Raw genomic sequence first — 8,619 nt, forward strand, 5'->3', positions numbered from 1 at the left:
CACCACCCACCCCGACACCCGCACCATTCGCCGGAACGCAACGCACACTTTGAAATCCCGGGGAGGCGGACTAGTCCTGCGCCGACCACCGGAACCTCAGGGGACCGTGACGGCACCCAGCCACCACCCACCCCGACACCCCCACCATTCGCCGGGACCCAACGCACACTGTCAATCCCGGGGTGGCGGACTAGCCGGCGGTGGTCAGGGCCAGGACGGCTGCTACCGGGACTCCGGTGGAGCGGAGAGCCGAGACGCAGGCCGTCGCGGTGGCGCCTGTTGTGATCACGTCGTCCAGCAGGACGGCCGGGATGTCCGGTGGCGGGCGGTGGCGTGGGTCGGGACGTAGGCGGCCCAGGAGGTTAGCCGCCCGGGCTGGGGCGTCCAGGCCTACCGAATCGGCTGCTCGGGGGTCCAGGCGTAGCGCCGGGACCACCGACGCCCACTGGCCCGTGGCACGGACGGCCGCGGCGCAGCGGTGCGCCACGGCGGCCATGTGCTGACCACCGCGGGCCCGGGCCGCCGTCGGGCGGGACGGGGCCGGGATGAGGACCACCGGGCCGGCCCGGATGGACGGGAGGGCGGCGGCCAGGGCGGCACCGAGGTGGGTGGCCAGCTCCCGGCGGCCGCGCTCCTTGTAGGCCAGGACCGCGCGGCGGGCGGCACCCTCGTACCGGCCCAGGGCGTAGGCCGACGTGAGGCCCGGGCGGGCGACGGGGACCGGCGCACCGAGCGAGCGGGCGCACGTCGGGCACCACGCCGTGAGCGGTGTGGCGCAGCCGGCGCAGCGCTGGGGCAGGATGAGGTCGAGGACTCGAGACGAACGCATGGTCGAATCATGGCACCGGGCACCGACAGTTTTCCTTCGCCCAGGTCAGGGCCCCAAGGACCAGAGATCAGCCGGGGTAGAACGGGATCGCGTCGCGGCCCTGGCCGTGGGGGTGCTGGCGCCACAGCTGCCCCACCCCGGAGGTGCTGGACACCGCCGCGGTGTCGGTCACGATCACGTCCCTGTCGGGGGCCGCGGCGATGGCCTTGAGCGGCAGCTGCAGGTTGTTCCGGTCGAACACCTCGAACTTGAGGCCGTCCACCGACAGGCTCGCCACCGGCAACGCGCCCTGCCTCGTGGCGACGACCAGCGTGTCCTGGCTGAGCCAGTCGACCCCGATGGCCTGCACGATGTTGATCGGCTGCAGCCGCCGGGGCGCGCGCAGCGCCACCGAGTCGTTGTCCCGCACGACCGACGCCACGACGAGCCTGCCCCTGGCCACCGCGGCCGCCCGGGTGCCGTCGCGGGACAGGCGCAGCTCCGTGATGGGCCCGAAGTCGGTCATGTCGGAGGCGTTGACCTGCAACGCCTTCCACGTGCCGTCGCCGGTGCGGACCGCGCGCACCACGTTGCCGTCGGCGACCGTCCACACCTCCTTGGCCGGCACCTCGTTCGACGTGCTGACCAGCCACGTCGGGCGGGTCATCGTGCGCGCCTCGAGGTTGACCTCCTGCATGTCCTTGCCGTACTCGCCGATGCGCAGCCGCGGCCCGGTGTCGGTGTCCACGACCGCGGCCAGGTAGGCGCCGTCGATCGACTGGGCCGCGGTCAGCACCTGGTACCCGCCATCGCCCGCCGGTCCGTCGATCGGCTTGCCGTCGCGCAGCGAGTGCAGCCTGCCGTCCGCCACGACCAGGCCCGACTGGTCGGAGTCCGGCTTGGTCGGCGCGTCGTAGGCCTTGAGGTCGCCGAGGCGCCAGTCGCGGTGGCCGGCGATCAGGTCCTGGCCGTCGGCACGCAGCCGCAGCCGGCTCGACGTCACGGTCTGCAGGGACAGCACGACCTGCGCGGCGATCTGCTCGCGTTGCTCCTGGGTCTTGTCGCCGAGCTCCTTGAGGTCGACGACCAGGGTGCCGTCGGGATCGGGTACCACGTTGGTTCTCGTGCTGATGCCCTCCAGCGGCGAGCGCACCGACCGGCGCATCGTGTCCGACGGCCCGGACAGCAGCACGTTGACCACCCGCGACGGCAGCCCGTTGACCGGCTCGGCCGTCACGTACCGCAGGTCGGGCACGGTGACCCGCAGGTTGGGGTCGAAGTAGTAGACGGTGACCGCGCGGTAGCTCGCCTCGAAGTCGGAGATCGGCACGAACCGGGTGGTCGGCGGCGAGTCGATCCGCCACTGTCCGTCGGCCTGCCGGCGGACCTTGACGTCGAACTCCTGGTCGTCGATGGCGGGGACGAACGCGTGGTCCGCGCCGAGCCGGCCGACCGGCCTGACCTGCAGGACCACGGTCTCGGCCTCGCTGGAGACCGCGCCGGGGTCGACCGTCGCGGGGTCGCGCACGGGCACCGTGTCGAACGTGTCGAGGACGATCGTCGGCGCGGCCTCGCCGTTCCAGCCCTGCTTGCCCTTCTCGGTGAGGTACATGGCCGCGGCCTCGGAGTTGCCGGACTTGTGGATGAACTCGCGCACCAGGTCGAACGGGTCGAGGCCGCGGGTCGGCTCGTCGACCACGCCCTGCGGCTGCGCCGTGTCGGCGTTGCGCACCGCGTGCGGGTTGGACCGCTCCGGGATGTTCGCGCAACCGGACACCAGCAGCACCGACAGGAGCGCGAGGACGAACGCACGCCGGCGGGTCATCGGACCTCCTCCCAGGCCGGGGCGGGCGGCGGGATCGACGTGCGCGGCACGTCGTCCGGCTCGGGTGCCTCGGTGGCCACGGTGACCCGGTAGGCGTCGTCGGCGACGGGCGCGTCGACAGCCTCGGCGAGCACCACGTCGGCGTCCGGCGGGGGCAGCTCGAGCGGGCTCGCGTCGAAGCCGACGCTCTGCCGGCGTGGCAGCGTGAGCCGGAAGCAGGCGCCCTTGCGGGGCTCGCCCCACGCGTCCAGCCCGCCGCCGTGCAGCCGGGCGTCCTCGACGCTGATCGCGAGGCCGAGGCCGGTACCGCCGGTGTGCCGGTTGCGGGACGGGTCGGCCCGCCAGAAGCGGTTGAACACCAGGCCCGCCTCGCCCTGGCGCAGGCCGATGCCGTAGTCCCGGACGGTGACCGCGATGGCCTTGTCGTCGAACGCCATCCGCAGCCGGACCGGCCGGCCCTCGCCGTGGTCGACCGCGTTGGCCAGCAGGTTGCGCAGGACCCGCTCGATGCGCCGGGCGTCGACCTCGGCCGCGGCCTCCTCCTCCGGCATGTCCAGCAGGATCTCGCTGCCCGCGTTGCGCGCGATCGTGCCGACGGCCCGGGCCGCGCGCACGGCGATCGGCCGCAGGTCGACGTACTCGGCGACGAGCTCCTCGACGCCCGCGTCCAGCCGGCTGATCTCGAGCAGGTCGGCGAGCAGCGCCTCGAACCGGTCGAGCTCGTCGACCAGCAGCTCGGTGGAGCGGGCGAGCCCCGGCGGGAACTGTTCGCGCGAGGCGTGCAGCACGTCGGCGGCCATCCGGACGGTGGTCAGCGGGGTGCGCAGCTCGTGCGAGACGTCGGAGGTGAACCGGCGCTGCAGCGTGCCGAACTCCTCGAGCTGGCGGATCTGGCGCTGGATGCTCTCGGCCATCCCGTTGTAGGACTCGGCGAGCTTGGCGACGTCGTCCTCGCCCACGACGAGCATGCGCTGGTCGAGCTCGCCGCCGGCGAACCGGGCCGCGGCCTGGGCGGCGCTGCGCACCGGGCGCACGACCTGCCGGGTGACCAGGTTGGCGATGCCGGCGAGGAGCAGCAGGAGCACGAGGCCGCCGACGATCAGCGTGCTCTGGACGACGCTGATCGTGTGCTGCTCGGCGGTGAGCGGGAACAGCATGTAGAGCTGCATCGGCCGGTTCGCGGTGCCGAACGGCGCGCCGACGATGAGGAACGTGGTGCGGCCCGAGGCGCGGTCGACGGTGTAGATCTGCACCGCGAACTCGTGGGACTGCACGAAGTGGCGCAGGCTGTCGGGCACGTCGTGGTACGCGCCGACGCTGAGGCTGTCGCCCAGGTCGGCCAGGCCCGGCGAGTCGCTGGCCAGCACCGGCTCGAACGCGCCGGCCGCGGAGCTGGCGGTGCTGCTGTTGGGCGAGGAGCTGGTGAGCCGGTTGAGCGCGCTGGTGAGCCGGTTGCGCACGGCGTCGGCGGTGGGGTTGACGCCGGTGAGCTCGGTCTCGGCGACCTGGACGGCGTCGCGGGTGGCCGCGATCGCGGCCTCCTCCTTGGTCGCCAGCAGCCGGTCGGTGATCTGGTTCTGGAGCACCATGCCCAGCACGAAGACGACCGCGGAAGACAGCGCCAGCGTGCTGACGACCACGCGCACCTGCAGCGAGCGCCGCCAGAGCTCGCCGAAGTAGGCGGCGCGCTGGTGGGAGAACTCCACGGCCCGGGCGGCGGCCGAAGCCACCGCCCGTAAACATCGTTTCATCGGTCCCCTATCACGGCGGACCGGCCTTGTACCCGACGCCGCGGACCGTCAGCACCACCTCGGGGTGCTCCGGGTCGGTCTCGACCTTGGAGCGCAGCCGCTGCACGTGGACGTTCACCAGCCGGGTGTCCGCCGCGTGCCGGTAGCCCCACACCTGCTCGAGCAGCACCTCGCGGGTGAACACCTGGCGCGGCTTGCGGGCCAGCGCCACGAGCAGGTCGAACTCGAGCGGGGTCAGCTGGATCGCCACGCCGTCCCGCGTCACCTCGTGCCCCGGCACGTCGATGGTGAGGTCGCCGATGGACAGCATCTCGGCCGGCTCGGAGTCGGTGCGGCGCAGCCGCGCCCGCACCCGGGCCACGAGCTCCTTGGGCTTGAACGGCTTGACCACGTAGTCGTCCGCACCCGACTCGAGGCCCAGCACGATGTCGACGGTGTCGCTCTTGGCCGTCAGCATCACGATCGGCACACCCGACTCGGCGCGGATGGCCTTGCACACGTCGATCCCGTTGATCCCGGGCAACATCAGGTCGAGCAGGACCAGGTCCGGCCGAAGCTCGCGCAGCGCGGGCAGCGCCCGGTTGCCTTCGGCGACCACCGCGGTGTCGAATCCCTCGCCCCGCAGCACGATGGTCAGCATCTCGGCCAGAGCCGGGTCGTCGTCCACTACCAGCACACGTGCCTTCATGGCTACATCGTCGCACTTCGTGAGTCTCGTTCGTGTGGGACCCGCTGATCGTCGCTTACCCACCCGGGTGACAGACCTGTAACGACAGCCTACCGTCGAGCGGTCTACACGTTGAAGTTTTAACCATGGGGGTCATGGAGGTGGTTGATGGGCATCCGAAGGCTCAACCACGCCGTGCTCTACGTACGTGACGTCGGGCGCAGCGTGGGGTTCTACCGGGACGTGCTCGGCTTCCAGGTCGTCCATGAGCGGGCGACCGCCGCGTTCCTGCGGGCCGCCGAGTCGGACAACGACCATGACCTGGGCCTGTTCGCAGTGCGCGGCAACGCCCCGCGGACGTCCGGGACGGCGGTCGGGCTCTACCACCTGGCGTGGTCGGTGAACACGCTGCCGGAGCTGGCGACGTTCGCGGACAAGCTGGCCAAGGCGGGCGCGCTGGTCGGCTCGTCGGACCACGCGGTGTCGAAGTCGTTGTACGGCAAGGACCCCGACGGGCTCGAGTTCGAGATCTCGTGGTTCGTGCCGCGCGACCGGGTGACCCCGGAGATGACCGAGTCGCCGATGATCGGGCGGCTCGACATCGGCGCGGAGATCGAGCGGTGGGGCGCCGACCTGGTCGGCGCGCCGTAGGTTCGAAGGGGCCCAGAGCGGGGGCCCCTCAGCCGCGCAACGCGTCCGCGAGGGCGGTGAGGTCCGGCGTGGCCGTCCCGTCCACCACCTGCCAGGGCGCCAGCCAGTGGTCCGCCGCCAGGCCGTCGTAGACCGCCGCGACGCGGGCCTGGAGGGCCTCGTCGGACTCCCAGTTGTCCCGGCCGCGCCCCGCCTCCGTCGCCTCGCGGTGGGCCGAGCGGGACGCCGCGACGTCGACCGGCACCCGCAGCAGCAGGTGCGCGTGCGGCACCGGGAGGCCGAACCGGTCGATCTCGACGGCACGCACCCAGTCGACGAACTCCCCGCGCGCGGACTGGTGCAGCCGCGCCGCCCCGAACGCCGCGTTGGACGCCACGTACCGGTCGAGCAGCACGACGTCGTTGGCCTCGAGCGCCGCGCGGATGTCGGCCGCGGCGCCGCGCCGGTCCAGGGCGTAGAGCATCGCCATCCCGTAGACCTCGTCGCCGAAGCCGCCGAGCCGGCCGTGCAGGCCCTCGCGCACCAGGTCCGCGTGGATGTCCTCGCCGTAGCGCGGGAACGCCAGCCGCACGACCCGGCCGCCTAGCTCGGCGGTGAGCTTGTCGGCCATCGTGCGCTTGCCCGCGCCGTCGAGGCCCTCGATCACGATCAGCAGTCCCACACCGCGAAGACTACGAGAACGGGATGTGCCACCACGGACTGGTGCGATCGGTCATCAGCAGCTGGTGCGGCCCGCGGACGGACACGTACATGTGGCCGTACTCCTCGTTGTCGAACCGGATCACCCGGCCGAGCGCGTAGCCGGCGCTGAAGTCGGCCCACGAGGTGTAGTGCTGGCGGCACAGCTCGCCGGCCCGCAGCACGATCGCCTCGGCCGCGCGGTAGTCGCAGAACCGGCCGCCGTAGCCCCAGCGCGCCATGTTGACCGCGCGACCGAAGTCGTAGCCGAACACCGAGTTGACGATCCCGTTCGGCGCCAGGATGCCGTCGGCGCGGAACCTGGCCTCGTAGCGGGTGATCACGTCCACCGACGCGACCATCTCCTCGCTGTCGCCGCCGTTGTGCCGGCGCGCCCAGGCCCCGACGGCCGCGCGCCACGCCGGCAGGTCGTAGCCGCCGTGCTGGCGCAGCAGCTGGCGGCGCACGGTGAGCACGGCGTCGGTCTCGGTGCCGATGTTGAGCCCGGCGAGCAGGTAGTCGACCTGGCGCTGCCAGTCCTCCGCGGTCGTGACACCCCAGCTGTCGGCCAGCGACTCGCGGTTCTCCTGGTAGTCGCGCACCGGGTCGTCCAGCGCGTTCCACGGGCTGGAGACGTGCACCGGAAGGTGCGCGCCGCAGGCGAAGCCGTGTGCCAGCGGGCCGTAGTACGGGCCGGCCGGGGTGCTGACCACCCCCTCGACGTGATCGCAGATCACCACGGCGCGGAGTTTACGGGCGGGCATTGCAACGATCTCCAGGTGCTGGTACGTCATGCGGGCATGAGACTCGCGCGAGTGATCGTTGCGTCGCTGGTGCTGGCGATCACCGGCTGCGGCGCCCGGGCGGTGGAGTCGCAGGGGCCGAACGAGCAGGACCCGCTGCGCGGGCGCACGTTCCTGTCCACCGAGGTCACCGAGGCCGGCAAGCCGCTCGCGCTCCTGCCGCGGACGAGGGTGTCGCTGACGTTCACCGACGACGGCCGGCTGCTCGCGAACGCCGGCTGCAACACGCTCACCGGTCAGGTGACCACCGGCGGCGGCGTGATCGGCGTCGGCGACGGTCTCGCGCAGACCGACCTGGGCTGCGAGCCGAAGCGGCTGCAGCAGGACACCTGGCTGTCGAAGGTGCTCAACAACAAGCCGACGTGGCGGCTGGACGGGACCCGGCTGGTGCTCCGGTCCCAGGAGACCGAGCTGGTGCTGCTGGACCGCGAGGTGGCCGACCCGGACCGGCCGCTCGCCGGCACCACGTGGGCGGTGGACACGCTCGTCGACGGCCAGGTAGCCGGCAGCACGCCGGCCGCCGCGACCGCCACGCTCAGGTTCGGCAAGGACGAGGTGAAGATCTTCGCCGGCTGCAACAGCGGCTCGGCCGGCTACACGCCGACCGGCGACACGATCCGGTTCGCCGACGCGGCGATGACCCGGATGGCGTGCCCACCTGACATCATGCGTCTCGAGGCGGCCGTGCTCGGCGTGCTCCGCGGGGAGGTCACGGTGCGGATCCAGGCCGACCGCCTGACCCTGACCACCCCGTCCGGCAAGGGAATCCAGCTACGTGCCCAGTGATCACGGTGAGAAGAACGGCCTGCCCATCATCGCCTTCGCCGGCCAGGCGGAGTTCGCGGCGTGGCTCGCCGAGCACGCGGACACGCGCGGAGTGTGGATCCGGGTCGCCAAGAAGGGCACCGGCATCGCGTCGGTGAACCACGACGACGCGCTCGAGATCGCCCTGCGGTACGGGTGGATCGACGGCACGGCCCAGCGCGTCGACGACGTGTACTACGTCCAGAAGTTCACCCCGCGCACCGCGCGCAGCCGGTGGTCGAAGATCAACCGCGCGTCGGCGGAACGGATGATCGCGGCCGGCGAGATGACCCCGGCGGGGATGCGCGAGGTCGAGGCGGCGCGGGCGGACGGCCGCTGGGAGGCCACCTATGCCGGCCCGGCCGGCTCCACCGTGCCCGACGACCTCCAGGCCGCGCTCGACGCCAACCCGCGGGCGGCGGCCTTCTTCGCGACGCTGACCAGCAAGAACCGGTACGCGATCCTGTACCGGGTCGAGGAGGCGAAGCGCGCGGAGACCCGCGCGCGGCGGATCGAGAAGTTCGTCGGCATGCTCGAACGCGGCGAGACCATCCACTAGGCATTCGCTCACGGTCCGCACCCGATCGGGCGAACTCCGTGCGAACGGCCCATTCGCACGGCCCAGGGGTCCC

At 72.3% G+C, this 8,619-nt stretch carries 9 protein-coding genes; 3 read left to right on the plus strand and 6 right to left on the minus strand.

Translation table 11 applies throughout. The annotated features are described in order from the left end of the window. Window positions 1-190: 190 nt before the first annotated feature. From VGD70_RS25050 to mtrA, 4 genes are all read right to left on the minus strand, one after another. Window positions 191-829 carry a ComF family protein gene (locus VGD70_RS25050; RefSeq protein ID WP_331085422.1) on the minus strand — a complete coding sequence of 213 codons (639 nt, stop codon included), beginning with the start codon at window positions 827-829 and terminating at the stop codon, window positions 191-193. Between the two features lie 67 nt (window positions 830-896). Next, window positions 897-2,633 carry an LpqB family beta-propeller domain-containing protein gene (locus VGD70_RS25055; protein ID WP_331085424.1) on the minus strand — a complete coding sequence of 579 codons (1,737 nt, stop codon included), beginning with the start codon at window positions 2,631-2,633 and terminating at the stop codon, window positions 897-899. Then, window positions 2,630-4,384: an MtrAB system histidine kinase MtrB gene (gene mtrB, locus VGD70_RS25060; protein WP_331085426.1), complete on the minus strand. Its 1,755-nt coding sequence runs from the start codon at window positions 4,382-4,384 to the stop codon at window positions 2,630-2,632. The genes VGD70_RS25055 and mtrB overlap by 4 nt, the downstream gene beginning before the upstream one ends. 10 nt (window positions 4,385-4,394) lie before the next feature. After that, window positions 4,395-5,072 (minus strand): MtrAB system response regulator MtrA, encoded by a 678-nt coding sequence (mtrA, locus tag VGD70_RS25065; protein ID WP_075123969.1) that lies wholly within the window; start codon window positions 5,070-5,072, stop codon window positions 4,395-4,397. Window positions 5,073-5,219: 147 nt separating this feature from the next. Here mtrA and VGD70_RS25070 point away from each other — a divergent pair, with 147 nt between their 5' ends. Then, the gene (locus tag VGD70_RS25070; protein ID WP_331085430.1) at window positions 5,220-5,702 is read left to right on the plus strand and encodes a VOC family protein; all 483 of its coding nucleotides are present in this window, start codon (window positions 5,220-5,222) and stop codon (window positions 5,700-5,702) included. A gap of 28 nt (window positions 5,703-5,730) precedes the next feature. Here VGD70_RS25070 and VGD70_RS25075 read toward each other — a convergent pair whose 3' ends face one another. Both VGD70_RS25075 and VGD70_RS25080 read right to left on the minus strand, forming a co-directional pair. Further along, the gene (locus tag VGD70_RS25075; protein WP_331085432.1) at window positions 5,731-6,363 is read right to left on the minus strand and encodes a dTMP kinase; all 633 of its coding nucleotides are present in this window, start codon (window positions 6,361-6,363) and stop codon (window positions 5,731-5,733) included. 10 nt (window positions 6,364-6,373) lie between these two features. After that, entirely contained in the window at window positions 6,374-7,120 is a 747-nt protein-coding gene (locus tag VGD70_RS25080; protein ID WP_331085434.1) for a DUF1266 domain-containing protein, read from the minus strand. Window positions 7,121-7,195: 75 nt separating this feature from the next. On the opposite strand from VGD70_RS25080, the gene VGD70_RS25085 reads away from it, so the two are divergent. Both VGD70_RS25085 and VGD70_RS25090 read left to right on the plus strand, forming a co-directional pair. Continuing rightward, window positions 7,196-7,969 (plus strand): META domain-containing protein, encoded by a 774-nt coding sequence (locus VGD70_RS25085; RefSeq protein ID WP_331085436.1) that lies wholly within the window; start codon window positions 7,196-7,198, stop codon window positions 7,967-7,969. Next, window positions 7,959-8,546 carry a YdeI/OmpD-associated family protein gene (locus VGD70_RS25090; RefSeq protein ID WP_331085438.1) on the plus strand — a complete coding sequence of 196 codons (588 nt, stop codon included), beginning with the start codon at window positions 7,959-7,961 and terminating at the stop codon, window positions 8,544-8,546. Before VGD70_RS25085 ends, VGD70_RS25090 begins: the two co-directional genes overlap by 11 nt. The last annotated feature ends 73 nt before the right edge of the window (window positions 8,547-8,619 follow it).

Source organism: Actinophytocola sp., assembly GCF_036402745.1.
GTDB lineage: Bacteria > Actinomycetota > Actinomycetes > Mycobacteriales > Pseudonocardiaceae > Actinophytocola.